This is a genomic window from Streptomyces vulcanius, from assembly GCF_042653945.1.
Taxonomy (GTDB): domain Bacteria; phylum Actinomycetota; class Actinomycetes; order Streptomycetales; family Streptomycetaceae; genus Streptomyces; species Streptomyces mangrovi.
The window spans coordinates 164163-190356 of the sequence record NZ_JBHSFK010000018.1; the positions used below are offsets into that span (position 1 = coordinate 164163).

Below are 26194 nucleotides of genomic sequence, written 5' to 3' on the forward strand. Positions count from 1 at the left end.
ACCGTTATGTGGGATTGATCGACTGTGTTGAGCCGCAGAATCGGCCCTGTTCGCCGGTCGGCCCCCTCCGGTTCCGTGAGAGTTGTCCACAGGCTGGGGGTGACTGGTGGCTGAAGTCGGGCATCCCGGTCAGAATCTTGGGAAGGGGGACGCGGGGGGTCACGGATATCGGGAGGCAGCGGTGAGGACAGCGACACTGGGCCCGGCGCAGCGAGCCGAGTCACTTGCGGCCATGGCCGAGCGCGAGCTGGACGTGCTGGTCGTGGGAGCCGGCGTGGTCGGCGCGGGCACCACCCTCGACGCCGTGACCCGCGGCCTGTCCACGGGCCTGGTCGAGGCGCGCGACTGGGCTTCGGGCACGTCGAGCCGGTCCAGCAAGCTGATCCACGGTGGCCTGCGCTATCTGGAGATGCTCGACTTCGCACTCGTCCGCGAGGCCCTGAAGGAACGCGGACTGCTCCTGGAGCGGCTCGCGCCGCACCTGGTGAAGCCCGTTCCGTTCCTCTACCCGCTCCAGCACAAGGGCTGGGAGCGCTGGTACGCCGGCTCGGGCGTCGCGCTCTACGACGCGATGTCCATGGCCCGCGGCCACGGACGCGGCCTTCCCCTGCACCGTCATCTGACCCGCCGTCACGCCCTGCGCGTCGCGCCCGCCCTGAAGAAGGACGCGCTGGTCGGCGCCCTGCAGTACTACGACGCCCAGATGGACGACGCCCGCTTCGTCGCCACCCTCGTGCGCACCGCCGCGTCCTACGGCGCGAAGGCCGCCAACGGTGCCCGCGTGACCGGCTTCCTGCGCGAGGGCGAGCGGGTCGTCGGCGCGCGCGTGCAGGACGTCGAGGGGGGCGGCGTGTACGAGATCCGCGCCCGGCAGATCGTCAACGCCACCGGTGTGTGGACCGACGACACCCAGGCGATGGTGGGGGAGCGGGGCCAGTTCCACGTCCGCGCCTCCAAGGGCATCCACCTCGTCGTGCCCCGCGACCGCATCAGCTCCTCCACCGGCCTGATCCTGCGCACCGAGAAGTCCGTCCTGTTCGTCATCCCCTGGGGCCGGCACTGGATCGTCGGCACCACCGACACCGGCTGGGACCTCGACAAGGCCCACCCGGCCGCCTCCAGCGCCGACATCGACTATCTGCTGGAACATGTGAACTCGGTCCTCGCGGTCCCGCTGACCAGGGACGACGTCGAGGGCGTGTACGCGGGTCTACGGCCGCTGCTGGCCGGCGAGTCGGACGCCACCAGCAAGCTCTCGCGCGAGCACACCGTCGCCCATCCGGTACCCGGTCTGGTGGTCGTGGCGGGCGGCAAGTACACGACGTACCGGGTGATGGCCAAGGACGCGGTCGACGAGGCCGTGCACGGACTCGACATGCGCGTCGCCGAGTGTGTCACCGAGGACGTCCCGCTCCTCGGCGCGGAGGGCTACCGGGCGCTGTGGAACGCGCGGGCGCGGATCGCCGCGCGCAGCGGGCTGCACGTGGTGCGGGTGGAGCATCTGCTCAACCGCTTCGGGGCCATGACGGAGGAACTGCTGGACCTCATCGCCGCCGACCCGTCGCTCGGCGAGCCGCTCCAGTACGCCGACGACTATCTGCGCGCCGAGATCGTCTACGCCGCCTCCCACGAGGGCGCGCGGCACCTGGACGACGTACTGACCCGCCGTACCCGCATCTCCATCGAGACCTTCGACCGGGGTACCCGCAGTGCCCGGGAGACGGCGGAACTGATGGCGCCCGTGCTGGGCTGGGACAAGGCGCAGACCGAGCGCGAGGTCGAGCACTACGAGAAGCGGGTGGAGGCGGAGCGGGAGTCCCAGCTCCAGCCGGACGACCTGACGGCCGACGCGGCGCGGCTGGGGGCGCCGGACATCATGCCGCGATGACCGACCGGCCGGCCCCTCGGCTGCTTCGGGTTCTCCGGCTGCTCCGGGATCTCCGGAGTGTCATGCGGTGCTGGTCGGAAGGGACTTCATCGCAGTCGGCCGAGGGCTCCGCGGGGCGTTCGGCGGGTTCCCGCGGCCGCCCGCAGGTGGTGTTGGCCTGGGTGCGTACGGGGTGTTGGCCGGAGTTCGCCCGGGCTTCTGGCCGGAATGATTCCGTCCCGGTGGGAAGTGCAGATGTCCGGAGGGGCACCCTGGGCGTCGGGCACTTGTCGGGTGAGAGACAATGGAGGCTCTTTCAGGGCGGGTTGCATGAGGGGACGCATGTCGGAGGCGGAGCGGGCGGTGGGGACATCCCGTCAGGACAAGAGCGCACGTCTCCTCGCCGGGCGGTACCGGCTGGGAGACGTACTCGGCCGCGGCGGCATGGGGACGGTGTGGCGCGCCGAGGACGAGACCCTCGGACGCACGGTCGCCGTCAAGGAGCTGCGGTTCCCGGGGAACATCGACGAGGACGAGAAACGCCGGCTGATCACCCGGACGCTGCGCGAGGCCAAGGCCATCGCACGGATCCGCAACAACAGCGCGGTGACGGTCTTCGACGTGGTCGAGGAGGACGACCGGCCGTGGATCGTGATGGAACTCGTCGAGGGCAAGTCGCTCGCCGAGGTCATCCGTGAGGACGGCGTGCTGGAACCGAAGCGGGCGGCGGAGGTCGGGCTCGCGATCCTGGACGTGCTGCGGTCGGCGCACCGCGAGGGCATCCTGCACCGGGACGTGAAGCCGTCCAACGTGCTGATCTCGGAGGACGGCCGGGTCGTACTCACCGACTTCGGTATCGCCCAGGTCGAGGGCGACCCCTCCATCACCTCCACCGGCATGCTCGTCGGCGCCCCCTCCTACATCTCCCCGGAGCGCGCCCGCGGCCACAAGCCGGGACCGGCGGCCGACCTGTGGTCGCTCGGCGGTCTGCTGTACGCGTCGGTCGAGGGCTCGCCCCCGTACGACAAGGGCTCGGCCATCGCGACGCTCACCGCGGTGATGACCGAGCGGCTGGAGGAGCCGAAGAACGCGGGCCCGCTGAAGGACGTCATCTACGGGCTCCTCACCAAGGACCCCGAGCGGCGGCTCGACGACGCCGGTGCGCGGGCGATGCTCACCAGCGTGATCCACGGGACCGGACCCAAGGAGGCCGAACCGGCGGACGTGACACGGGTCGTGCCGCTGCCGGCCCAGCCGGACGGGCCCGACCGCAAGGGGAGTTCGGCCGGCGAGGGCGGCGAGAAGCTGCGCGGGGCGCTGCGTTCGATGCGCAAGGCCGTCACCGCGGGGGCGTCGGGTGCTGCCACCGCGGCGGCCGGGTCCCGCACCAAGTCGGCCGGCGCCGCGGCGGCTTCGGCTTCCGTGGGGGTGGAGGAGAAGCGGAAGGGCGGGGTCGCCGCGGCGACGTCGACCTCCGCTCCCGGTTCCGACGCGAAGACATCTCCCATCTCCTCTGCCTCCTCCTCTGCCTCCTCCTCTGCTTCTCAGGTGACGGGTACGGCCCCCGCTCCCTCGGCTCCCGCTCCCTCGGCCCCGGCTCCCGCTCCCTCGGCCCCCGCCGCGTCGAAGGCTTCGGCCGCGTCGCCGTCCGCGAGCGGGACCGGCGGGACCGGCGGGCGGAGTTCCGGGTGGCCCGTGATGACGCCGCCGGATCTGCCGCCGCGGCACGTGCCCCGGGCGCCGTTGACCGACGTGGTGCCGAAGCGGACGCTGGTGATCATCGCGGTCGTGGTGGTGCTCGCGGTGCTCGGTACCGTGCTGGCGCTCACGCTGGGCGGCGGTGACGAGGACAGCGCGAGCGGCTCGAAGGGCGGTGGCGGTGGCAAGGCCGTCGCCAGTGGCAGCGCGAGCGCCGACACCAAGGAAGACACCGGCACCAAGGAAGACAAGGGAGACACCGGGAGCAAGGGCGACGAGACCGGTGGGACCCGCACGGACGGGTCGGCGTCACAGTCCGCCGAGGCCGGGGCCGGGTCCGCGCAGGGCGACACCTCCGCCGACGGCAGCACCGCCCAGACGACGTACGAGGGCGGCCAGGGGTATTCGATCGGGCTGCCGGCCGGGTGGAAGTTCCAGACGGCGAGCTCGGCCGGGGACCGGTTCACCGGACCCGACGGACAGCGGCTGCTCATCGCCTGGACGACCACGCCCAAGGACAACCCGGTGGCCGACTGGGAGAACCAGGCGCGCTACATGACGCGCTCGCAGTACAAGAAGATCCGAATAGAGTCGGTGAACTACCGGGGCTGGAACACGGCCGACTGGGAGTTCACCTACGCCGAGGGCGGTACCAAGTACCGCGTGATCGACCGCGGGTTCGTGGTGAACGCCAAGCAGGGGTACGCGCTGATGTACACGGCGAAGGCCGCCGCCTGGGGTACCGAACTGCGGGAGAGCACCTGGCAGACGCTGGCGGTCACCTTCAAGCCGAAGGGCGAGAAGTAAGCAGGGCGAAAAGTAAGATATGGCATCCCCTCTCGGAGAGTTGCCTCCGGCACGTATCGTGAAGGCTTGCGGACCGTACGCATCCAGCTCCTTGGCCGGATTGGCATGGAACGGCCCGCGCGACGAACGGAATTGACCGACCGGGCGGCCGGGGGAGGCAACGTGGACGACTATGCGGGACGAGTACTCGCCGACCGCTACCGCCTGCCGTTGCCGCCCTCCGACGAGTACGAACTCACCGAGACCCGGGCCTTCGACACCTACAGCGGTCAGGAAGTCCTGGTGCGCCAGGTGCCGTTGCCGGAAGTCGTCGAGGCGGAGGTGCTCGACGCCGAGGGACTGCCCGCCGGGTTCACTGCGCGTGACCGTGGGGCGCGTGCGCCGGGAGCACGCGCAGGCGTGGGCGCCGGGACGCGGCGGTCGGCCGACCCCGTCGTACGGCGCGCGGTGGAGGCGGCGCAGGCCGCGGCGAGCATTCCCGACCATCCCCGGCTCGACCAGGTCTTCGACGTGTTCGCCGAGGGCGGCTCGCTGTGGATAGTGAGCGAGTTCGTGGCCGCCCGGCCGCTCTCCGCGCTCCTCGCCGAGCAGCCGCTGACCCCCTACCGGGCCGCCGAGGTCGCCTCCGACGTGCTGATGGCCCTGCGGGTGCTGCACGCGTACGGCTGGGTGCACCGGAACATCACCGCCCGCACGGTGCTCGTCTGCGACGACGGGCGGGTCATGCTGACCGGGCTGGCGGTCGGGGCAGCGGAAGAGGCGCTGTGCGGGTACGACCCGGTACCGGTGGACGAGACGGATGCGCCGCCGCCCCCCTCGTCGGCCACTTCCCTGCCTTCGCCGCGGCCAACGGCTCCCGGCGCCGTGGGCGGGCCCGATCGGTCCGGCGGACCTGGTGGCGCCGGGGGACCCGGTGGTGCCGGTGGTGCCCTCGCGGGTGATCCCGAGGCCGCGCGGCGGGCCGCCATAGAGGCACGGGCCGCCGGTGGGCTGCCGGCCGCGGGCGAGCCGGCGAACGGGGCCGGAACGTCCGGGACGGTGGCCCGCAGAGCGCCGGCCGTGGAGACCGGCGGGGACATCCGCGCCGCGCGGGCCGGGGCGATCGCCGCGTACCGGGCGGGCGCGCGGGCGGCGGCCCAGGTGCAGGAGGCCCAGCAGAACGGCCGGGCCGCCCTGCCGGGGGCACGGCCTCCGGCCGAGAACGGGGAAGGCCACGTCGGCGCCACCGCCAACGGGGCCATGACGCAGTCGCCGTACGGCCTGGCGAGCGGGACGACGGGCGGCACCTCCGCCGGGAATCCGCCGGGGCAGATCGCCGACCCCTACGGCGTCCGAGGCGCACCGCCCGGCGCGGTGCCCTCCGCCCACGCCCCGTACGCCCCGGCGCCGCAGCCCTTCGCGCCGGGTTCCCCCCATGAGGTCCACCAGGAAGGTCCGCAGGAGGCGGGGTTCGCCGGGGAGAGCCGTTCCGGGGCCCGTTGGGACGATCTCGTCGCGGCAGGCCGGGCCGGCGGGGGCGTTCGGCGGGGGCCGGCGACCGCGCTGGCCGCCGAGCGGGCGCGGCAGGCCCGGATGGCCGTGGTCGGGCCGGTCACCGAGCGGTGGGCGCCCGAACAGGCCGGGCCGGTGCACGAGAACTGGCAGCTGGCCGCGCCGATCGGTCCCGCGACCGACCTGTGGGCGCTCGGCTCGCTGCTCTTCCGGGCCGTACAGGGACACGCCCCCTACCCGGAGGAGTCCACGGCGGAGCTGGTGCAGATGGTGTGCGCCGAGCCGCCGGCCTTCGCCGAGGAGTGCGGGCCGCTGAGGCCGGTCGTGGAGTCGCTGCTGCGTCAGGACCCCACCGAGCGCCTCGACTTCGAGGAACTGAGCGGCTGGCTGCGCTCGCTGGTGCGGTCCGCGCCGGAGCCGGAGGCGGGAACGTACGTCGTCGCCACGCCGCCCGCCGACCCGCGCCGGCTGCCGATCGTGCGCCGCAAGGGCGAACTGGTGCGCAGGCGGCGCGCCGGACTGCCCGCCACGCACGGCCGGCACAAGCGCGCCCGGCACGACACGAGCGGTTCACCGCGCAGCCTCGGCCGCATCCTGCTGGTGCTGATACTGCTGTTGCTGGCGGCGGCGTTCGCCTATGCCCTGCTGTTCATGCCCAAGTCGGGCGAGGACGGCGCGAGCGGCACCGACGGCACCCGGCAGACCGGGGCGGGGGCCACCGCGACCACGCAGGAGGGTCAGGAACCCGAGGCGAGCAGTGAGCCGAGGCCCGACCAGACCTCGCCGAGCAGCACCGCCGGCGCGGAGGCCACCGAGACGCAGACCGGGTCCGGCGCCGACGTCCCGGACGGCTTCGCCCTGCGCGAGGACGACGCCGGCTTCCAGGTCGCCGTGGCCAACGGCTGGAACCGCACCCCGAAGAACGGGCGCGGCCAGGTCGTCTACTCGCGCGGCAACTTCGAGCTGATCGTCGTACCCGGCCGTGACAGCGCGTCCGCCTACGGCAGCGACGCGATGGTCTACCAGCGGGAGAAGGAGAGCGAGTTGCAGCCCTACCGCGACTCCAGCTGGGCGACGGCCTCCGGGCTGCGCACCACGACGGTGGGCACCCGGACCATGGCCGAGGGCCAGTTCACCTGGACCGGCGGCGACGGACGCGAGTTGTACGTGCGCAACGCGGCGATTCTCATCAACGGCCGCTACCACGTCGTACAGGTCCGGGGGCCGGAGGCCGAACGGGACGAGGTCACCCGGCTCTACGAGCAGGCGTCGGCCACCTACCGGTACACAGGCTGAGGATGGCCCGGCCGCCGAGGTTCCCGTGATCCCGGAGAAGCGACAACCGTCACAGTGCTGTCTCCATGGCACGCCGCTGGTTCCCCGGACCCGGCACTTGTCTTTACGCTGGCTCTGTCAAGAACATTGCGGGGCAACGTGAATCAGATGCAGGGCCTGCTCCTCGCGGGCCGCTACCGGCTCGCCGACTCCATCGGCAGCGGCGGCATGGGACGGGTGTGGCGTGCACACGATGAGCTGCTGCACCGGGCCGTCGCGATCAAGGAGCTGACCGCCGCGCTCTACGTCGCCGAGGCCGACCGGGCGATCCTGCTCGCGCGCACCAGGGCCGAGGCGCGGGCGGCGGCGCGGATCAACCACTCCGCCGTGGTCACCGTGCACGACGTGCTGGAGCACGACGGCCGGCCGTGGATCGTGATGGAGCTGGTCGAAGGCCGTTCGCTGGCCGACGCCGTCAAGGAGGACGGGCGCGTCGAGCCCACCGAGGCGGCCCGCATCGGGATGTGGGTGCTGCGCGCCCTGCGCGCCGCGCACTCGGCCGGGGTCCTGCACCGCGACGTCAAGCCCGGCAACGTCCTCCTCTCGCACGACGGGCGCGTCCTCCTCACCGACTTCGGCATCGCCCAGATCGAGGGCGACACCACCATCACCCGCACCGGTGAGGTCGTCGGCTCCGTCGACTACCTGGCCCCCGAGCGGGTGCGCGGCCACGACCCCGGCCCGTCCTCCGACCTGTGGGCGCTCGGCGCCACTCTGTACACCGCGGTCGAGGGCCGCTCGCCCTTCCGGCGCACCTCGCCGCTGACCACCCTTCAGGCCGTCGTCGAGGAGGAGGCCGCGGACCCGCAGTACGCCGGCCCGCTCGGCCCCGTCATCACCGCCCTGCTCCGCAAGGACCCGGCCACCCGCCCCGACACCGCCGAGACCGCGCAGCTGCTGGCCGAGGCGGTCGAGGGACGCCGCCCGCACGCGGCCCAGGCCTTCGTACCGACGCAGTACGGCGGGCCCGGCGGGCAAAGGGAGCGGGGGACGGGGAGCAGCGACACAGGCAACTCGGGGACCACCGGGACGCCGTACGCCTCGGAGGCGCCGACGCCCGCGCCCGGGCCCTTGGCCACCGGTCCCACGATGCTCGGCCCGACCCCTCCCCCCGAGCCCCCGCGCCGCCGTCGGCTGCGCACGCTCGCGCTGGTCGTGGTCGTCGCCGCGCTGGTCGGCGGGGGCACGGCGGTGGGGCTGCAGAAGTGGGACCAGGGCCGGTCGGGGAACGACGGGGTCACCACGTCCGGCTCTCCCTCGCCGACCCCCTCGTCCTCCGGCACCAGCCCCGTCGGGCAGGGCGCCGATCCCGCGTCCTGGGAGCCGATCGACGACCCGCTGGGCTTCGGGCTCTCGCTGCCCAAGGGCTGGACCCGCTCGGTCTACCAGGACGCCGGCGACCTCAAGCAGATCGACTACTCGCCCGACAACGGCGAGCACTTCGTCCGTATCGCGCTCGACAAGTCGTCCGACTACGCCGACCCGTACCTGCACCAGGTCGACCTGGAGAAGCAGCTCCAGCGGCTGGTCGACTACGACCGGGTCACCCTGGAGAGGAACCTCTACCGCGACCGCGACGGCTCCGAGTGGGAGTACACCTGGACCGCGCTCGGAAAGGACACCGAGTTCCCCGGGCCGCGCCGGGCGATCGAGGAGACGTACTTCGCCCACGACGGCACGGAGTACGCGATCTACATGTCGTCCCCGGCGGCCGACTGGAAGACGACGGCCAAGCAGTTCAAGTCGGTCCTGCAGAGCTGGCGGGAACCGAGCGACTCCTGACGAGGGATGGCCGGTCGGTGACCCGGAGGCGGGCCGTCCGGTGGGGCATGATGGGCCCATGGTGACCGACGGGGGCCACAACGACGTACGCGTCATCGCCGGCCGTTACCGGCTGGAGGCGAGGCTCGGGCGTGGCGGCATGGGCGTCGTGTGGCGCGCCACCGACGAACTGCTGGGACGGCGTGTCGCCGTCAAGGAGCTCATCCAGGACGACACGCTGTCCGCCGAGGAGGCGCGGGGCCGCCGCGACCGCACCCTGCGCGAGGCCCGCGCGGTCGCCCAGCTGCGCCACCCGCACATCATCGTCGTGCACGACGTCGTCGAGGACGGCGAACGCCCGTACATCGTCATGGATCTGATCGACGGCGGCTCGCTCGCCGACCGGATCGCCGAGCAGGGCCCGATCGGGGCGGACGAGGTGGCCCGGATCGGCATCGCCCTGCTGGGAGCCGTACGCGCCGCGCACTCCGCCGGGGTCCTGCACCGGGACATCAAGCCGGCCAACGTCCTGCTCGAACGCGACGGCGACGGCGTCGTCCTCACCGACTTCGGCATCGCGCAGGTCGCGGGCGCCACCACGCTCACCGAGACCGGTTCCTTCGTCGGCTCGCCCGAGTACACCGCGCCCGAGCGGATGTCCGGGGCGCACACCGGGCCGGAGTCGGACCTGTGGTCGCTCGGCGCGCTGCTGTGCACCGCGCTCAGCGGCGAGTCGCCGTTCCGGCGCGACTCGTTGGGCGGCATCCTGCACGCCGTCGTGTTCGCCGACATCCGTACGCCGACGGAGGCGGAGCCACTGCTTCCGGTGGTGCGGGGGCTCCTCGAACGCGATCCGGAACGGCGGCTCGGCGCGGCGGAGGCGGAACGGCTGCTGTGGGCCTTCCGGGACACCGGGCGTACGCCGCAGGCGGTGGCGTCCGGGTACACGCCGACCCAGGAGGACCTGCCGACGCGGCCCCGGCGTCCCGAGGAGGCCCGGTCGGTGCCGTCCCGGCTGGGGCAGGAGCCGCCGCCCGCCGCGCGGGAGCGTTCCACGCGGGGGGTGCTGATCGCCGCGCTGCTGGTCGCCGCGATGGCGGGCGCGGGCGTGTCGGCGGCGGCGCTGCTGGTGAACCGGGACGGCGGCGGGGGCGGTTCGCCCGGTCCTTCGGCGTCGCGCGAGTCGGTGAGCGCGAGTGCCGGTGCGGGGACGGGCGCGGGGCCGAGTGCGAGTACGGTGCCCGGCTCGTCGGTGTCCCCCTCTCCCTCCTCGTCCTCGTCCCTGTCGGCGTCCCCGTCCCCGTCCCCGTCCTCGTCTTCGTCCGCCACGGCGTCCCCCGCCTCGGTCGACCGGCCCAGCGCGCCCTCCGGGTACCGGGTCGCCGACGACCCCGCCGGGTTCTCGCTCGCCGTGCCGGAGGGCTTCACGCGCGTGCCGCAGGGCGAGCGGGTCTTCTACATGTCCGCCGGGCAGACCTTCCGGCTCGGCATCAAGACCGCCGCCCCGGAGTCCGGCGGCCCGCTCGGTGTGATGCGGCGGGCCGCCGAAGAGGGCCCGGACACCAACCCCGGCTACCACGACGGCAGGGTCACCGAGACCACGCACGCCGGAGACCCGGCCGCCCTCTGGGAGTTCACCTGGGACGGCTTCAGCGCGGCGGAGGGCCCCCGGCACACCTACGACCTGTGCTGGGAGCAGGGCGGGCGGATGTACGACGTGTGGGTGTCGGCGCCGGTCGGAAAGGTGCGGGAGGCACGGGAGTACTTCGACGTCGCCGTCGACACGTTCGTGACAGGGTAGTTGCGCTCCTCGGGTGGAAACCGGCCTGCCTGGCGCGATATGGATGGACCATGAGTCACCACGGGGGCGTCGGCCATGAGTCCGACGAGACGACGAGTTTTGTTCTGCAACCGCCGAACCCGCAGGCGGCGGCGATACCCCCGCAGGCGGGGGAACCCGGGGTCGGACGGCTGGTCGCGGGCCGCTACCGGCTGCTCGCCAAGCTCGGGCACGGCGGCATGGGCACGGTGTGGCGGGCCAAGGACGAGACCGTGGACCGCGAGGTCGCCGTCAAGGAACCCCGGGTCCCGGACCACCTTCCCGAACGTGAACGGGCCAACGCCTTCGAGCGGATGCGGCGCGAGGCGCGGGCCGCGGCCCGCCTCGACCATCCCGCCGTCGTCAACGTGCACGATGTCGCGGTCGTGGACGGACAGCCCTGGATCGTGATGGAGCTGGTCCACGGCCGCTCGCTCGGCAGCGCCCTCCAGGAGGGCACCCTCAGCCCGCGCGAGGCCGCCCGGATCGGTCTGGAGGTGCTGGGCGCGCTGGAGGCCGCGCACGTGGCGGGCATCCTGCACCGGGACGTGAAGCCGGACAACATCCTGCTCGGCCGGCACGACCGGATCGTCCTCACCGACTTCGGCATCGCCCAGATCGAGGGCGAGACCAGCCTGACCGACACCGGCGGCTTCGTCGGCTCGCCCGAGTACATTGCGCCCGAGCGGGTGCTGGGCCAGCGGCCCGGGCCGGCGTCCGACCTGTGGTCGCTCGGGGTGGTGCTCTACGCGGCGACGGAGGGCGTGTCCCCGTTCCGCCGCAGCAACACGCCGGCCACCCTCCAGTCCGTCATCAACGCCACTCCCGCGCCGCCCGCCGCGCGGGGGCCGCTCGCCGAGGCGGTCAACGGGCTGCTGGACAAGGACCCGGCCCGCCGTCCCGGCGCGGCGCGCGTACGGGCCCTGCTGGAGGCCGCCGCGAACCCGCCCGCGCCGGAGCCTGCCCGGCCTCCGCAGCCTCCACCGCCTCCGCAGCCGGTGGCCGTGCGGCGGCGCCGGTTCGGCCGTACGGCGTGGATCGGGCTCGGTGCCGGGGTCGTCGCGGCGGCGGTGGCGGGGTATCTGGTGCTCGCGGACCCGTGGGCCGGACCGTTGCCCGACGGCTGGAAGACCCACCACGAGAAGGACGTCACGGCGACCCTGGCGGTGCCCGGCAGCTATGTGCGCAGCGCACCCGACCGGGAACGGGACGACACGCACTGGGTCGGCTACACCGACCCCAGCGGGGCCATCTCGGTCGTGCTGCTTGTGACCCGAAAGGCCGAGGCCACGGCCAACGAGATCAAACCCTCCGCCGACAACGAGATGTACGCCGACGACGAGACCTTCAAGGCGTCCGGCGACTACGACCTCGACATGCCGAAGCCGAAGCGGACCGTGCCGGACGACGACGCCACGTTCCACGGCCGGGACGCCGCCGAGAACACGGTCGTCTACACCACTGACGACAGCCAGAACCCGCTGCCGCGCGAACTCAGGATCCTCTACTACAAGTCCGGCGCCGGTGACATGTACAAGCTCACGATCGGGTACCCGGGCCGGGGCGACTTCACGGAGCGCGGCCGGGAGGTGGCCCGTACCACCATCGCGAACCTGGCGGCCGACACGCTCTGAGGAGGGGCTCGTGGTAGTCATGGGACATGCGCAACGACGGTGACCCCGCAGGCGCCAACGGCCGTACGGTCGGCGGCCGTTACCGGCTGCTCGAACGGATCGGCTCGGGCGGCACGGGCACCGTCTGGCGGGCCCACGACGAGGTGACGGGCCGTGAAGTCGCCGTCAAGGAACCGCGGTTGCCCGGCGGACCCGAGGACGAGGCCCACCGGCGGGCCGCCCACCGCCTCCAGCACGAGGCGCGGGCCGCCGCGCGGGTCGACCATCCGTCCGCCGTCCTGATCCACGACGTGGTGGTGGAGGAGGAAGGGCGGCACGACACCGTGGACGGACTGCCCTGGATCGTCATGGAGTCGGTCCGCGGCGAGTCCCTGCACGACGTCCTGCGGCGCGGGCCGCTCGAACCGGCCGAGGCCGCCCGGATCGGCCTCGCCGTCCTGGGCGCGCTGCGCGCCGCGCACGCCGTCGGCATCGTCCACCGCGACGTGAAACCGGCCAACGTCCTGCTCGGCCCGGACGGCCGGGTCGTCGTCACCGACTTCGGCATCGCCCACGAAGGCATCGCCGGCCGCGGCGCGGGTCCCTCCTCCGACCTGTGGTCCCTGGGCGTCCTCCTCTACACGGCCGTCGAGGGCCACCCGCCGCTCCGCGGTACGGCCCCGCGATCCACCCCCCTCTCCGCGAACCGCCTCGGCCCCCTGGCCCCCATCGTCCTGAGCCTCCTGGCCGAGGCCCCGGAGGAACGCCCGTCCGCGCCGGAGACGGAGAAGGCGCTGGGGGCGGTGGTGTCCGGGGGCGGGGCGACGGTGCCGGAGGTGGTGGCGTCCGGGGGCGGGACGACGGTGTCCGAGGTGCCGGAGGCGGTGGCGTCCGGGGGCGGGGCGACGGTGTCCGACGCGCCGGTGCCGGTGGCATCGGGCCGTCCCTTCCTCCGCCATCCCTTCCTCCGCCATCCCTTCCTCCGCCGTCCCTTCCCCCTCGCCTTTCTCACCGTGCTTCTCGCCACAGCCGGTTGGCTGGGCGCGTCGCTGCTGGGGGAGTCGGGGAGTGATGGAGTGGTCTCGGCGAGTTCGGAGGTGTCCGGGAGCTGGGTGGGGCACCGGGAGCAGGCGATGGGCGCCGTGCTGTTCCTGCCGCGACGGTTCCGGGAGGCGGCGCGGAAGGGCGGGACGGGGCGGCAGCCGAGGGTGGTGGTCTACTCGGCCGCCTCCGTCGACGTACGCCTGACGCGGTGGGATCGGGCTGCGGACGCGCCGGCGGACCGGGCGGAGCAGGCACGCCGGTCGTGGGCGGGGCAGGAACCGGACGCGCGCACCCGGACCGCCCCCACCACCCTCCACGGGGAGGAGGCCGCCCTCGCCGACACCACCTACGGACCGGCACCGTCCCCGATCCGCGTCATGCAGCTCTTCGTCCGCACCGACGACAGCCGGATGTACGAACTGCGCGTCGACATGCCGAAGGGAACACCGGAGGAGCAGGGTACGGCGGTGTTCGAGGAGGCCCGCGACCGTCTGGAGATCGTGAACGCCGACGCCTTGTAAGCGGTCGGTGAAACCGTTACCGGCGGGTACCCAAAGCCTTCCCCATGGCCTTCCCCACGGCATACCCTGCGGCTCATGACGGACTCGCAGGCCCCGGAAACGACGGGTACCAAGACCAGCACCAGCACCGGTACCAACCCCCTCGCCCCGGCCCCCGTCGGCGCACGCACCGCCGCCGACGTGGTCACCCCCCAGCTCGTCGCTCAGCTGACCAAGGGCGTCGTCGGCTCCGGCCGTACCGCGAACCACACACCGTTCACCGGTGAGAAGCTCGCCGACCTGCCAGAGTCCACCCCCGCGGACGTCGAGCGCGCGTTCGAGTCGGCCCGTACCGCGCAGGCCGTGTGGGCGCGCACACCCGTGCGGGAGCGCGCCGCCGTGCTGCTGCGCTTCCACGATCTGGTCCTGGAGCGCCAGGCCGAGGTGCTCGACCTGATCCAGCTGGAGACCGGCAAGGCGCGGCTGCACGCGCACGAGGAGGTGCAGGCCGTCGCCGTGGCGGCCCGCCACTACGGCCGCCGGGCCGCCGCCTATCTGAGGCCGAAGCGGCACGCCGGCGCCATGCCGACCCTGACGAAGGTCACCGAACTGCGCCACCCGCGCGGGGTCGTCGGCCAGATAGCCCCCTGGAACTACCCCCTGGAGCTGTCCGTCGGCGACGCGCTCCCCGCGTTCGTCGCGGGCAACGCGGTCGTCATGAAGCCGGACACGGAGACCTGTCTGACGGCGCTCTGGGCCCGGGACCTGCTGATCGAGGCGGGTCTGCCGGCCGGTGTCTTCCAGGTCGTCCTCGGCGAGGGCCCCGTCGTCGGCCCCGAGGTCGTGCGGCGCGCCGACTACGTCTCCTTCACCGGCTCCACCCGCACCGGCCGCGAGGTCGCCCAGGGCGCCGCCGCCCGCCTGGTCGGCGTGTCCCTCGAACTCGGCGGCAAGAACGCCATGTTGGTCCTGGAGGACGCCGACATCGAGAAGGCGGCGGCCGGCGCCGTCCGCGCCTGCTTCTCCTCCGCCGGCCAACTCTGCATCTCCATCGAGCGGTTGTACGTCCACGAGTCGATCGCGGACGCGTTCCTGGAGCGCTTCGCCACCCGCACCAGGGGCATGCGCCTCGGCAACTCCCTCGCCTACGGCGCCGACATGGGCTCCCTGGTCGGCGAACGCCAGCTGGAGACGGTGACCCGGCACGTGGAGGAGGCCGTCGCCAAGGGCGTCAAGGTCGTCGCCGGCGGCACCGCCCGCCCCGACATCGGTCCCTACTTCTACGAGCCCACCATCCTCGACGGCGTCACCGAGCCCATGGCGGTGTGCACGGAGGAGACCTTCGGCCCGGTCGTCTCCCTGTACCGCTTCAAGACCGAGGACGAGGCGGTCGAGCTCGCCAACTCCACGCCGTACGGCCTCAATTCCTCCGTCTGGACGAAGGACGGCCGCCGGGGTCGTGAGGTCGCCGCCCGGCTGCGCACCGGCACGGTCAACGTCAACGAGGGCTACGCCTCGGCCTACGGCAGCGTCCAGTCCCCGATGGGCGGTATGAAGGACTCCGGCCTCGGCCGCCGCCACGGCTCCGAGGGCATCCTCAAGTACACGGAGGCCCAGACGGTCGCCCAGCAGCGACTCCTCCCGATGGCACCCGCGCTGGGCATGGACGACGAGAAGTACGCCCAGTTCATGAGCACGAGCCTGAGGGTCATGAAGGCACTCCGCCTGCGCTAGACAGGACCTGTTCCCCACGAGGAGACCCCGTGTCCAAGGACGCCTACGACTACGACGTCATCGTCGTCGGATCGGGCTTCGGCGGCTCGGTGACCGCCCTGCGCCTGACAGAAAAGGGCTACACCGTAGGCGTCCTGGAGGCCGGCCGCCGCTTCACCCGCGATTCCCTCCCGAAGAACTCCTGGGACCTCAGGAACTACCTGTGGGCTCCCAGGCTCGGCTGCTACGGAATCCAGCGCATCCACCTCCTCGGCAACGTCATGGTCCTAGCCGGCGCGGGCGTCGGCGGCGGCTCCCTCAACTACGCCAACACCCTCTACGTCCCGCCGAAACCCTTCTTCGACGACCCCCAGTGGCGTGACATCACCGACTGGCAGGAGGAGTTGAAGCCGTACTACGACCAGGCCCGGCGCATGCTCGGCGTACGGCTCAACCCGACCATGACCCCGTCCGACGTCCATCTGAAGGCGGCGGCCCAGCGGATGGGCGTGGGCGACAGCTTCCACATGGCGCCGGTGGGCGTCTTCTTCGGCGACGGCGAGGACGCCGGGGGAGAGGCGAAGGCGGCACCCGGCGAACCGGTCGCGGACCCCTACTTCGGCGGCGCCGGCCCGGCCCGCAACGCGTGCACCGAGTGCGGCGAGTGCATGACCGGCTGCCGCCACGGCGCGAAGAACACCCTCAACGAGAACTACCTGTACCTCGCCGAGAAGGCGGGCGCGGCCGTGCACCCGATGACGACGGTCGTGTCGGTCACGGACGACTCGCAGGGCGGCTACGCGGTGGCGACCCTCCCCACGGACGGGAAAAAGAGCCCGGGCCGCACCTTCAAGGCCCGCCGGGTCGTCCTCGCCGCCGGCACCTACGGCACCCAGACCCTGCTGCACCGGATGAAGACGGGCGGCCAACTCCCGTACCTGTCCGACCGGTTGGGCGAGCTGACCCGCACCAACTCCGAGGCCCTGGTCGGCGCCCAGACCGACGACCGCCGCTACCGCAGGGCGACGGGCGAGGCGAAGGCCGACTTCACCCGCGGAGTCGCCATCACCTCCTCCATCCACCCCGACGAGAACACCCACATCGAGCCGGTCCGCTACGGCAAGGGCTCCAACTCGATGGGCGGCCTCTCCATCCTCCAAGTGCCTTACGCGGAGGGCTCGTCGCGCGTCGGAGGCTGGCTGGCGAACGCCGTCCGGCACCCCCTCCTCGTCCTGCGCTCACTCTCCAACCGGCGCTGGTCGGAACGGACCATCATCGGACTGGTGATGCAGTCGCTGGACAACTCGCTGACGACCCACCTGAAGCCGAACGGCGTGGGCAAAGGGCTGCTGACGGCACGTCAGGGCCATGGCGCGCCCAACCCCAAGCAGATCAGGGCCGCTTCGGAGGCCGCCACCGCGATCGCCGCCGACATCAACGGCTTCGCCGGTTCCAACGTGGGCGAGCTCATGGGCACCCCGCTCACCGCCCACTTCCTCGGCGGCTGCCCGATCGGCGAGTCGCGGGAGACGGGGGTCATCGACCCGTACCACCGCCTCCACGGCCATCCCGGCATCTCGGTCGTCGACGGTGCCGCGGTCTCCGCGAACCTGGGAGTGAACCCGTCGCTCACCATCACCGCGCAGGCCGAGCGCGCGATGTCGTACTGGCCGAACAAGGGCGAGAAGGACCCGCGTCCGGCGCCGGGGGCGGCGTACGAGCGGCTGAAGCCGGTGGAGCCGCTCCGGCCGGCCGTCCCGGCGGACGCGTTCGGCGCGCTGCGGCTGCCGTTCCTGGGAATGCCCGCGGTACCGGCCAAGCCGTCCGAACCGTCCGAGCAATAAGCGATCCAAGCAATAAGCGAACGAGCAATAAGCGAAGGGACCTGCACCCCCCTCCGAGCGCAGGTCCCTTCGCTGGTCTGTGTCACACGTGCGCGCCGGCCTTCCGGCGCCGCGCGGCGAACACCGCACCCGCACCCGCGACGACGGCGACTCCGCCGACGAGGCTGATCAGCGGGAGCGGGGAGTCGGCGCCGGTGGAGGCGAGGCTGCCGCTGATCGGCCTGGCGCCGCCCTGGGGCCGGGTGCGGTCGGTGGGCCTGTCGCCGTTCGGCGTGGCCTCGCCGGCGTCGCTCGCGCCGCCCGTTTCGCTGCCGGCGGCGAGGATCGTGACGTCGTACTCGTCACCGCTGACGTGGCACGCGGAGTCCCCGGCCGCGTAGACGGCCTCGCTCATCGCGAGCGAGGAGCCCGCCGGGGCCGACGCCTTGACCTTCACCCGGAGGTCGAAGGTCACGGAGGTGTCCTTCTTCAGCTCGTCCAGCAGGGCGACGAAGGAGCTGCTGATGTTGATCGTGTCGTCGCCCTCACCCCAGGACTGCTGGTAGGCGTCGGTCCACTTGCCGTCTTCCTTGACCTGGATGACCGCGAGTCCGTCGGAAAGGAAATCGTCGATCTCCTCTTCGTCGTACTCGAGGTACGTAGCCAGGTAGACGTTCTTGATGTCGGCGTCGGTGTTGTTCTCGACGACGTACGTGAAGTCGTGCCAGCCGGAGCCTGCGACGATCTTGCCGGGCAGTCCGGTGAGCGTGGCGCTGAGATCGTCGTCCCAGTCCACGGACCGGCAGTCCCGGGCCGGGTCGAACGGGTCCTCGCTCGCGCCGGCCGACGAAGGCGCGGACGAGGAGGGCGTGGCGGAAGACGACTGGGATGACGACTGAGATGACGACGACTGGGACGACGAGGCGGCCTGCGGCTCGCCGGGGTGGCCGCTCGGCGTCCCGGACGCGGAGGGCGACGTCGTGTCGGACGCGGACGGCGTCGTCCCGCTCTGTGTGCCGGTCGGTGAGGCGGTGGAGTCCTGCGACTCGGTGGTCCCCGCGGACGGCGTGCCGTTCTCCTCGGCGAACGCGGCGGGTGCCACGTTCAGGGTCAGCAGGGCGAGCGGCACGAGTGCGGCGGTCGCGGCTGCGGTGAGGAGGGAGCGGCGAAGCTTCATGGGGACCTTACGGAGGGCGCGGGAGTTGCCGTTGTTCTGCCAGGTGTGACCCGCGACCTCTGTGAACAGTTGCCCTCGCCTCACAGGAACTTTATGTGATCTACGTCACTCAATTGCCGGAGGAGTGATCATGAAAGAAGGGCCCCGCGGCACGGAGCCGCGGGGCCCTTCTTATCGTCAGCACCGGCGTCAGGGCAGCGCCGGTGCCTGGGGGAGCGGCGCCGGGGGGTTGCGCCGCTGTTAATGGTCTGGACCTCTGGCAGTTACCCCGGACAACCGAGCAGTGCGCGCAATGCGGTTGTCCGGAAGGGGACTTGGAGCTGCGGAGAGGGGATCCTGGGGCTTTCTACGCATCGTGCTGGATGAACGCGGCGCCCGCAACCGTTTGACCCAGCCCTTGTGCATTTTTGCAATTCCGCCGGTCGGCCCCGGGCGTCCCCGGGGCCGACCGTTCTCTTGGGTGACCGGGCTGCTGTCCCCTGCCGTCCGGTCACTTTCCCGGAGCGAGGTCCCACGGCGCACGGCACGATCCGTACGCCTCATCGCTCCAGCGAGCCACGCGTGGTTCTTCCGAGCCCGCTCCTGGCTGGAGCGGACACCGGGACCAACGAAGCGCGCCGGTGCCGGTCACGCGCCGTACGGGTGAGAACGGGGCCGAACTCAGATGCGACCCCGGCACAGCTCCAGCAGCGTCATGGCGAGCGCGGTGCCGGGCCTGCCCAGCGCGTCCCGGTAGTGGCCGAGAACCTCCATCTCACGGGAGAGGTTCACGCGCCGCCCGCCGGAGGTGATCCGGGCCTCCTGGACGACGGTGGAGACGGCCATCCGTTCCTGGATCAGACCGATGATCCGGTCGTCGAGCGCGTCGATGCGCTCACGCGCGCCGGTGATCACGTCGGCGGCCTCGGTGGTACGGGCGCCGGTCACGTCGAGGGCGGTCATTCGGGGCTCCTTGTCGGAAGGTGCCCCGGGGCGGCAGGCCCGGGAGAAACGGCAGACGCCCCGGACCTTGTCGGCCCGGGGCGCCTGGGGAAGTCGCTTGTCAGTTGCTCAAGCAGCACGACCATGGCAGCCGGTGGGCCGGTTGCCATAGGTAAAGAGGAAGGTCGGGTGCGTGAGCATGGGGCCGAGTATGCCACAGCGCCTTTTCCGCGTCCTCACCTCTTCAGCCCACCGAGACCGGCGGTGGGTGGGCACAGGTCGGGGGTCCGGGGGCGGCGCCCCCGGGAGCGGGACCGTTCCGACGTTCACCTCGGTAGAATCGGCGGCAAACACAGACCCCCGCCCCACCGCCGGAAGGCTCCCGTGTCATCAGCGACTCCCGCTGCGTCCACCCCCGACACCGTCCTGGTCGTCGACTTCGGCGCGCAGTACGCCCAGCTCATCGCCCGTCGAGTCCGCGAGGCCCGGGTCTACAGCGAGATCGTGCCGAGCACCATGCCGGTCGCGGAGATCCTCGCCAGGAACCCGGCGGCGATCATCCTCTCCGGCGGCCCCTCGTCCGTGTACGAGGAGGGCGCCCCGACCGTCGACCGCGCCCTCTTCGAGGCCGGCGTCCCCGTCTTCGGCATGTGCTACGGCTTCCAGCTGATGGCGCAGTCCCTCGGCGGCAGGGTCGACAACACCGGTTCGCGTGAGTACGGCCGTACGGATCTGCATGTCTCCCGGTCGTCCTCCACCCTCTTCGAGGGCACCCCCGCCGAACAGGCCGTCTGGATGTCGCACGGCGACGCCTGCTCCGCCGCCCCCGAGGGCTTCTCCGTCACCGCGTCCACGGACGTCGTCCCGGTCGCGGCCTTCGAGAACGACGAGAAGAAGCTGTACGGCGTCCAGTACCACCCGGAGGTCATGCACTCCACGCACGGCCAGCAGGTCCTGGAGCACTTCCTGTACCGCGGCGCGGGCCTCACCCCGTCCTGGACCACCGGGAACGTGATCGAGGAGCAGGTCGCCGCGATCCGCGAACTGGTCGGCGACAAGCGCGCGATCTGCGCCCTGTCCGGCGGTGTCGACTCCGCCGTGGCCGCGGCCCTCGTCCAGAAGGCCATCGGCTCCCAGCTGACCTGCGTCTACGTCGACCACGGCCTGATGCGCAAGGGTGAGACCCAGCAGGTCGAGAAGGACTTCGTGGCCGCGACCGGCGTACAGCTGATCGTCGTGGACGCGGAGGAGCGTTTCCTCGCCGCGCTCGCCGGGGTCTCCGACCCCGAGCAGAAGCGGAAGATCATCGGCCGCGAGTTCATCCGCGTCTTCGAGCAGGCACAGGCGGACATCATCGCGGACGAGGGTCCGGCGGTCGAGTTCCTCGTCCAGGGCACCCTCTACCCCGACGTGGTCGAGTCCGGTGGCGGTACCGGCACGGCCAACATCAAGTCGCACCACAACGTCGGCGGGCTGCCGGAAGACCTCGAATTCAAGCTGATCGAGCCGCTCCGCAAGCTGTTCAAGGACGAGGTCCGCATGGTCGGCCAGGAACTGGGCCTGCCCGAGGAGATCGTCCAGCGGCAGCCCTTCCCGGGGCCCGGCCTCGGCATCCGGATCGTCGGCGAGGTCACCAAGGAGCGCCTTGACCTGCTCCGCGACGCCGACGCCATCGCCCGCGAGGAACTGACGGCCGCCGGCCTGGACCGCGACATCTGGCAGTGCCCGGTGGTCCTGCTCGCGGACGTCCGCAGCGTCGGCGTCCAGGGCGACGGCCGCACCTACGGCCACCCGATCGTCCTGCGCCCGGTCTCCTCCGAGGACGCCATGACCGCCGACTGGTCGAGGCTGCCGTACGACGTCCTCGCGAAGATCTCGACCCGGATCACCAACGAGGTGAGCGACGTCAACCGCGTCGTCCTCGACGTGACCTCGAAGCCCCCGGGCACCATCGAATGGGAGTAGTCACTTGCGCCTGACGACGCGCAAGGGCTGACCGGGCTTCCAGATCTGGACGACGAGATACGTGTCGTCCTCGACGTAGGTCCGCACGACCTCCGTCAGCTCGGTGCGGAAGAGGTGGAACGGCTCCGGCGGTTCCACCTCCTTCATGTACGCGCCCTTGACCGCCGGGTCGTCGACCTCGACCGCGCGCCCGCCGACGCGTACGTCCCCGCCACCCATCCCCGTGCCCTCGCCCGGGTTGGCCTGGAGCGCGAAGCGCGGGTCCCGGCGCAGGTCGAGCGCCTTGACCGAGCCCGGCATCATGCCGAGCCACAGCTCACCGGCGAAGAAGCGGACCTCCAGACCGGTGGTCCGCGGCGAGCCGTCCGCGCGGAGCGTGGCGAGCACATGGTGGGTGTAGGCGCCGAAGCGCTCCTCGACGGTCGTCGCGAGGTCGGGTTCGGCCGCGGCGAAAGCCGCCCAGTTCGCCCAGTTCGATGACATGCACCGAGTCTGACCCCGATACCCGACAACTTCTGGCGTGTTTCGGTCCACCGCCGTGTCGAGTTCTGACGCCGTACGTCATCTTTCCATAACAAGCCTGTTCTCCTGCGCTGACCGACGGTAACTTCCGCCCGTACACCAACCCAGTGCTGGAGGACCGATGCACGGGCCCACGCCGCCTGCCCCGCTGCCCACCGACCGGCTGCAGTTCGCGATGCCGCCGATGCACGACTCGGTGGAGGACGAGCGCCGGCACCGCAAGGAACGCCTGGCAGGCGCCGTACGGCTGTTCGGCCGGCTCGGCTACGAGGACGGCGTGTCCGGGCACATCACCGCCCGCGACCCGGAGTTCAGCGACTGCTTCTGGGTCAACCCGTTCGGGATGCCGTTCAAGCACGTCACCGTGAGCGACCTGGTGCTGGCCAACGCCGACGGGCAGGTCGTCGAGGGCGGCTACCACGTCAACCAGGCCGCCTTCACCGTCCACGCCCAGGTCCACGCGGCCCGCCCGGACGTCGTCGCCGTCGCGCACTGCCACTCCGTGCACGGCCGCGCCCTCGCGGCCCTCGGCGAACTCCTCGACCCGATCACCCAGGAGAGCTGCGCCTTCTACGAGGACCACGCCCTCTACGACGCCTACACCGGCGTCGTCGTCGACGCCGACGAGGGCCGCCGTATCGCGACCGCCCTCGGCTCCCGCAAGGCGCTCGTGCTGCGCAACCACGGGTTGCTGACCGTCGGCGACTCGATCGACGCGGCGGCCTGGTGGTTCATGTCCATGGAACGCTCCTGCCAGGTCCAGCTCACCGCCCGAGCGGCCGGCCGGCCCCTCCTGATCGACCACCGGGCCGCCACCGCCACCCGCGAACAACTCGGCGGCGACCTGGTGGCCTGGATCAACTACCAGCCCCTGTGGCAGGACATCAGCAGAAGCGAACCGGACCTCCTGAGTTGATACCTCCCGCGCTAGAAGGCGCGCAGTATCACGGCCTTGGTCCTCGCGAACTCCTCGTCCGTGAGCACCCCGTCCCGGTGCAGTTCCCCCAGCTCCCGCAGCCGGCGCAGCAGTACGTCGTGATGGTCGGCCTGGGCCGGGACGGCAGCCGTGCGCCGATCCGCGCGAGCCGCCTCCTCGACGCTCACCTGGGTGGACGGATGCGGCAGCCGGGCGGTCACCGCCGCCGCCACCAGCGCCGTCAGCAGATCGCGGCGCACACTGCCCCACAGATCCAGCGCGTACGGGTCCTTCTCCGCCGGCAGTTTCGAGAACACCGCCTCCCGGGTCACGAAGCGCAGGAAGCCGTCCTCGTGGCCGGAGTTGGGCAGCCACTCCACCCGCACGAGATCGCCGACGGCGATGACCCGTGGCCCGGTCGCCCGCTTCACCCGGTCCGAGGTGTCCGCCCAGTCGATACGCACCTGTCCGCCGTCGAAGGAGACCGTGCCGTCCGACGAACGCACCGAGACCGGCACCGGCGGCCCCGGCAGCAGATAGGCCCGGGTCGGCTCCTTCGGGATCTGGTCGAGCAGCAGCGCGTGCCGGATCTCCTCCGCGACGTACTCCGCGACCCCGGACCGGTCCACGTCCACCAGCAGCCGGTACGGGTCCGCCGCGTCCGGCAGCCGCCCACCGGTGGCCTGGAGCAGCGGATCGGCGCCCTCGCGCAGCCGTAACCGCAGCCGCCCGCGTCTGCGCTCCGGCTCGTAGACGATCCCCGCGACCGCCTCCAACGGCACGGCGATCTCCCCGTACGTCTGCCGGAACAGCGGCACCGAACGGTGGAGTCCCGGTGTGATCCGGACCGTCGTGCCGTCGAAGGCCCAGCTCCCGTCACGCTGGATGATCTCGGCCATACGCAAATTCTCGCAGCCGGGTCAACACGGCCCCGGCCCGCTTCACCCGCCCTGACCACACCTGCCGACGGGACACGGTGTGCCGTAGGGCACAATTCGCTGTCATCAAGGGGGAGTTGCCGGGGGCCGGCGACCGGGGCCCGCACCGGGTTCCGCGAGGGCCACCGCTCTTTCGGTCATTCGGTTCATTCGGGTCATTAGGTCATCCGAGTCACCCGAGTCATCCAGTCGTCTGGGGCGTCCAGCCATCGGGGTCCAGTCATCTGGGTCATTCGGCCATATGGTCATATAGGTCATCCGGTTGTTCAGGTCACGGGGAAGGCAGGCGTAGGACGTGGCGGTGCAGGAGGCGAGACAGGGTGCGAACCCGGGCACGGGCGCGGGCGCGCACGACGGCGGCTGCACCTGCGGGAGCTGCCCGCACGGCGCCCGAGAGGGGCACCGGCGCGCGGTCGCCGCGTTCCTGCTGAAGCGGGACGAGTTCGCCGCCGGACAGGGACTGCCCGCCGCCGTCGCCCACTCCGCCTCGGCCTCCCGCCAGTGGGTCTCCGAGGAACTCGCCCAGTCCGCCGAACTCGTCGCCGAACGAGGCCGCGCCGAGGGCGAGGCCTGGCTGGCCCACCTCTGGCGGCGCACGGCGATCACGGTCTGGGCGGCCGTCGCAGCCCTTCTCCTCATCCAGTCGCTGACCGCGATCGGCGCGGGCTGGAGCACCGCCCGCACCGCCGGACTCCTCGCCGCATTCCTCGTCGCCGGCACCCTCACCGCCTCCTCCTGGTTCCACCGGGCGCGCGGCGGCGTCCTCGCCCCCGTCATCGGCGAGGACAACCGCCTGTCCACCTCCCGCGCGGTCGCCGCCGCCTGGGTGCTGCTCGTCGCCTACGCCGTGCTCGTCCTCGTCGGCCGGCTCGCCGCCGCCTCCGGCCACGCCGAACGCGACGCCCTCATCTCCGGCCTCGACCTCGCCCGAGGCGCGGGCGTGGTGACCGTCCTCGCCGTGGTCTGCGGCATCGCCGTCCTGGTCCGCCGGGTGGTCGGACTGCGGGTCCTCGGCCAGCGGCTCCAGAAGGTGCGCGCCCACCGCCCCCGGGCCGCCGACCTCCTCACCGACGACTCCGGCCGCGGCACCTTCGCCGACATCCAGTACGTCGTGATCAGCGCCGTCGCCCTGGTCTTCGCCGCCGTCCGGCTGGCCCGCCGCCCCGACCAGCTGCCCGACCTGCCCTGGGGCCTGGCCGTGGTCGTCCTCGTCTCGGCCGCGACCTACCTCGCCGGCAAGTACGCCGAGGGCGGTCGCCCCGTCATCCTCTCCGTCGTCCGCTCCCGCGAGGCCGGCGACCTCGACGCCCCGATCCGCACCGGCGACGACATCGAGATCCGCGGCGCCTGCTTCGTCCCGCCCGGCGCCCAGAGCGCCGACCGGCTCTCCCGCATGGTCGTCCGCATCGGCCCGGTCCATGTCCACGTCCCCCTCGTCCCGGTCACCGGTGGCTTCAGCAACCCCACCGACGCCGTCCTCACCGTCCCCGTCCCCGTGGACGTGGAACCCGGCAGGCTGGAGGTCCAGGTGGTCACCGCGGCCGGCGTGGAGACGAACCGGTACACCATCGACGTCACCGAGTGAACGGCCGCCCCGAAGTGAACCTGTCGATACCGACAGCTCGTGCAAACGGTTGAGCGCACCCCCCATTTCGTACGTATGGTCTGTTGAGGGGTCCACCACGGCGGGCGAGAGGCGGCGACAGGCTATGGCTCACGGCATGCGCACGGACACCTACCCCCCTTATCTCGACGGCGGCGGTCACGGCTGGCGGGACTCCGCCACCCGGTATGCCCTCCTCCCTCTGCGGATCTTCCTCGGCGTCACCTTCATCTACGCCGGCCTGGACAAACTCACCGACAGCGCCTTCATGAAGGACGGCGGCGCCGGCTCGATCGGCGACACCATGCGCGCCGTCCGTGACTCCTCGGCCATCCCGGCCCTGGTCGACCTGGCCCTGAAGAACCCCGTCGGCTTCGGCTACGCCATCGCCCTCGGCGAACTCGCCGTCGGTATCGGCGCCCTGATCGGCCTGCTCACCCGCCTCGCCGCCCTCGGTGGCGCGCTGATCTCGCTCAGCCTCTGGCTGACGGTGAGCTGGGCCTCCGACCCCTACTACTACGGCAACGACCTCGTCTACCTCATGGCCTGGCTCCCCCTCGTCCTCGCCGGTGCCCCCTACCTCTCCCTCGACGCCGCCTGGCACAACCGCCGCCGCCAGCGAGCCGGAGACTTCGACTAGCTCCGTCCCCCGGCTCGACACTCCGCTGCCTGCCCACGCCC

16 protein-coding genes and 1 pseudogene are annotated in these 26194 nt (G+C 72.1%); 13 read left to right on the top strand and 4 right to left on the bottom strand.

Translation table 11 applies throughout. From position 1 onward, the window contains the following. The first annotated feature begins 181 nt into the window (after window positions 1-181). The 9 genes from ACFPIH_RS27060 to ACFPIH_RS27100 all read left to right on the top strand — a co-directional run bounded on the left by ACFPIH_RS27060 (window position 182) and on the right by ACFPIH_RS27100 (window position 17492). Window positions 182-1888 (top strand): glycerol-3-phosphate dehydrogenase/oxidase, encoded by a 1707-nt coding sequence (locus ACFPIH_RS27060; protein ID WP_381176605.1) that lies wholly within the window; start codon window positions 182-184, stop codon window positions 1886-1888. Between the two features lie 321 nt (window positions 1889-2209). Beyond that, the gene (locus tag ACFPIH_RS27065) at window positions 2210-4372 is read left to right on the top strand and encodes a serine/threonine-protein kinase (RefSeq protein ID WP_381176735.1); all 2163 of its coding nucleotides are present in this window, start codon (window positions 2210-2212) and stop codon (window positions 4370-4372) included. Window positions 4373-4534: 162 nt separating this feature from the next. Beyond that, window positions 4535-7159 (top strand): protein kinase, encoded by a 2625-nt coding sequence (locus ACFPIH_RS27070; protein ID WP_381176608.1) that lies wholly within the window; start codon window positions 4535-4537, stop codon window positions 7157-7159. A 147-nt stretch (window positions 7160-7306) separates the two neighbouring features. Beyond that, on the top strand, window positions 7307-8980 hold the full coding sequence (locus tag ACFPIH_RS27075) for a serine/threonine-protein kinase (RefSeq protein WP_381176613.1): 1674 nt from the start codon (window positions 7307-7309) through the stop codon (window positions 8978-8980). A 58-nt stretch (window positions 8981-9038) separates the two neighbouring features. After that, window positions 9039-10760, top strand: coding sequence for a serine/threonine-protein kinase (locus ACFPIH_RS27080; RefSeq protein WP_381176616.1), 1722 nt, complete (start codon window positions 9039-9041; stop codon window positions 10758-10760). A gap of 50 nt (window positions 10761-10810) precedes the next feature. Then, window positions 10811-12412: a serine/threonine-protein kinase gene (locus tag ACFPIH_RS27085; RefSeq protein ID WP_381176619.1), complete on the top strand. Its 1602-nt coding sequence runs from the start codon at window positions 10811-10813 to the stop codon at window positions 12410-12412. A gap of 26 nt (window positions 12413-12438) precedes the next feature. Further along, window positions 12439-13956 carry a serine/threonine-protein kinase gene (locus ACFPIH_RS27090; RefSeq protein ID WP_381176622.1) on the top strand — a complete coding sequence of 506 codons (1518 nt, stop codon included), beginning with the start codon at window positions 12439-12441 and terminating at the stop codon, window positions 13954-13956. A gap of 75 nt (window positions 13957-14031) precedes the next feature. Next, complete coding sequence (locus ACFPIH_RS27095) at window positions 14032-15669, top strand: succinic semialdehyde dehydrogenase (protein ID WP_381176625.1); 1638 nt, start codon at window positions 14032-14034, stop codon at window positions 15667-15669. Window positions 15670-15698: 29 nt separating this feature from the next. Then, window positions 15699-17492, top strand: a complete 1794-nt coding sequence (locus ACFPIH_RS27100; protein ID WP_381176628.1) for a GMC oxidoreductase — start codon at window positions 15699-15701, stop codon at window positions 17490-17492. Window positions 17493-17574: 82 nt separating this feature from the next. Here ACFPIH_RS27100 and ACFPIH_RS27105 read toward each other — a convergent pair whose 3' ends face one another. Beyond that, window positions 17575-18732: an LPXTG cell wall anchor domain-containing protein gene (locus tag ACFPIH_RS27105; RefSeq protein WP_381176631.1), complete on the bottom strand. Its 1158-nt coding sequence runs from the start codon at window positions 18730-18732 to the stop codon at window positions 17575-17577. 576 nt (window positions 18733-19308) lie between these two features. After that, window positions 19309-19602, bottom strand: a pseudogene (locus ACFPIH_RS27110) (chorismate mutase); the annotation flags it as partial. 351 nt (window positions 19603-19953) lie between these two features. On the opposite strand from ACFPIH_RS27110, the gene guaA reads away from it, so the two are divergent. Beyond that, window positions 19954-21534, top strand: coding sequence for a glutamine-hydrolyzing GMP synthase (guaA, locus tag ACFPIH_RS27115; protein WP_381176634.1), 1581 nt, complete (start codon window positions 19954-19956; stop codon window positions 21532-21534). Here guaA and ACFPIH_RS27120 read toward each other — a convergent pair whose 3' ends face one another. Continuing rightward, on the bottom strand, window positions 21535-22017 hold the full coding sequence (locus tag ACFPIH_RS27120; RefSeq protein ID WP_381176636.1) for a pyridoxamine 5'-phosphate oxidase family protein: 483 nt from the start codon (window positions 22015-22017) through the stop codon (window positions 21535-21537). Between the two features lie 160 nt (window positions 22018-22177). Here ACFPIH_RS27120 and ACFPIH_RS27125 point away from each other — a divergent pair, with 160 nt between their 5' ends. After that, a complete protein-coding gene (locus ACFPIH_RS27125) occupies window positions 22178-22972 on the top strand; it encodes a class II aldolase/adducin family protein (RefSeq protein ID WP_381176639.1) in 795 nt (264 codons plus the stop codon). An 11-nt stretch (window positions 22973-22983) separates the two neighbouring features. Here the strand turns inward: ACFPIH_RS27125 and ACFPIH_RS27130 are convergent, their stop codons facing one another. Then, on the bottom strand, window positions 22984-23871 hold the full coding sequence (locus ACFPIH_RS27130; protein ID WP_381176642.1) for a DUF4429 domain-containing protein: 888 nt from the start codon (window positions 23869-23871) through the stop codon (window positions 22984-22986). 334 nt (window positions 23872-24205) lie between these two features. Here ACFPIH_RS27130 and ACFPIH_RS27135 point away from each other — a divergent pair, with 334 nt between their 5' ends. Together ACFPIH_RS27135 and ACFPIH_RS27140 are read left to right on the top strand one after the other, a co-directional pair. Continuing rightward, window positions 24206-25495, top strand: coding sequence for a hypothetical protein (locus ACFPIH_RS27135; RefSeq protein WP_381176645.1), 1290 nt, complete (start codon window positions 24206-24208; stop codon window positions 25493-25495). Between the two features lie 136 nt (window positions 25496-25631). Then, entirely contained in the window at window positions 25632-26153 is a 522-nt protein-coding gene (locus tag ACFPIH_RS27140) for a DoxX family protein (protein WP_381176648.1), read from the top strand. Window positions 26154-26194 lie beyond the last annotated feature (41 nt).

Coding starts and splice junctions, on each gene's coding strand:
- ACFPIH_RS27125 (WP_381176639.1), top strand. CDS start 22,178: ATGCACGGGCCCACGCCGCCTGCCCCGCTGCCCACCGACCGGCTGCAG.
- ACFPIH_RS27095 (WP_381176625.1), top strand. CDS start 14,032: ATGACGGACTCGCAGGCCCCGGAAACGACGGGTACCAAGACCAGCACC.
- ACFPIH_RS27130 (WP_381176642.1), bottom strand. CDS start 23,871: ATGGCCGAGATCATCCAGCGTGACGGGAGCTGGGCCTTCGACGGCACG.
- ACFPIH_RS27085 (WP_381176619.1), top strand. CDS start 10,811: ATGAGTCACCACGGGGGCGTCGGCCATGAGTCCGACGAGACGACGAGT.
- ACFPIH_RS27065 (WP_381176735.1), top strand. CDS start 2,210: ATGTCGGAGGCGGAGCGGGCGGTGGGGACATCCCGTCAGGACAAGAGC.
- ACFPIH_RS27075 (WP_381176613.1), top strand. CDS start 7,307: ATGCAGGGCCTGCTCCTCGCGGGCCGCTACCGGCTCGCCGACTCCATC.
- ACFPIH_RS27120 (WP_381176636.1), bottom strand. CDS start 22,017: ATGTCATCGAACTGGGCGAACTGGGCGGCTTTCGCCGCGGCCGAACCC.
- ACFPIH_RS27140 (WP_381176648.1), top strand. CDS start 25,632: ATGCGCACGGACACCTACCCCCCTTATCTCGACGGCGGCGGTCACGGC.
- ACFPIH_RS27090 (WP_381176622.1), top strand. CDS start 12,439: ATGCGCAACGACGGTGACCCCGCAGGCGCCAACGGCCGTACGGTCGGC.
- ACFPIH_RS27080 (WP_381176616.1), top strand. CDS start 9,039: ATGGTGACCGACGGGGGCCACAACGACGTACGCGTCATCGCCGGCCGT.